Raw genomic sequence first — 1071 nt, forward strand, 5'->3', positions numbered from 1 at the left:
GTATTAAAAGAATCGGCCCGTAGCGAACCTGAGAAAGCAATAAGAGTTGTCATGGGTTTCTACGATACGGGCGTTGGCGTGAAACAATGAACCCGTGACTATCTCACCTATTTTTGACCCGTCCGCATGGCGCGAAGTGCCTGGCTTTTCGTTCACTGACATCACGTATCACCGTGCAGTAGACCAAGGCACCGTTCGTGTGGCTTTCAACCGCCCTGAAGTACGTAATGCGTTTCGTCCGCACACAGTTGATGAGCTGTACACAGCCCTTGATCATGCCCGTATGACTACTGATGTTGGCTGTGTATTGCTGACAGGAAATGGTCCGTCACCGAAAGATGGTGGTTGGGCATTTTGCAGCGGTGGCGACCAACGTATTCGTGGCAAAGATGGTTACAAGTACGCAGACGGCGACACACAAGACACTGTTGACCGTGGACGTTCCGGTCGCTTGCATATTTTGGAAGTACAACGCCTTATTCGTTTCATGCCAAAAGTTGTGATCTGTGTTGTACCCGGATGGGCCGCCGGTGGTGGACACAGTTTGCATGTGGTGTCAGACCTCACGCTTGCAAGCCGCGAACATGCTCGCTTTAAGCAAACAGATGCAGACGTTGCATCATTCGATGGCGGATACGGCTCTGCTTACCTGGCCAAGATGGTTGGCCAAAAGTTTGCTCGTGAGATCTTCTTCCTTGGTCGTGAATACTCGGCAGATGACATGAAGGCCATGGGTGCCGTGAACGAAGTAGTGCCGCACGCAGATCTTGAAAAAGTTGCACTTGAATGGGCGAAAGAAATCAATGGCAAGAGCCCAACAGCACAACGCATGTTGAAATTTGCATTCAACCTTGTCGATGACGGCCTTGTTGGTCAGCAAATCTTTGCAGGCGAGGCAACTCGTCTTGCATACGGCACAGACGAAGCAGACGAAGGTCGCGAATCTTTCTTGGAAAAGCGTGCACCTGACTGGTCACCGTTTCCGTGGTACTACTAATTCACATCGCTAAATGATTATTCATGTCACTGATGGGTCTGACCCACGGCTAGACCCATTTCGCTGGCGTGACA

The 1071-nt window shown here is 50.8% G+C and carries 1 protein-coding gene; it reads left to right on the forward strand.

Annotation, left to right across the window (positions count from 1 at the left end; genetic code table 11):
- Positions 1-94: 94 nt before the first annotated feature.
- Entirely contained in the window at positions 95-997 is a 903-nt protein-coding gene (locus AC9UEO_RS13735; RefSeq protein WP_509534674.1) for a 1,4-dihydroxy-2-naphthoyl-CoA synthase, read from the forward strand.
- Positions 998-1071: the final 74 nt, after the last annotated feature.

Origin of the sequence: Limnohabitans sp. (assembly GCF_040401495.1) — a bacterium.
In the GTDB taxonomy this organism is placed as follows: Bacteria; Pseudomonadota; Gammaproteobacteria; order Burkholderiales; family Burkholderiaceae_C; genus Limnohabitans.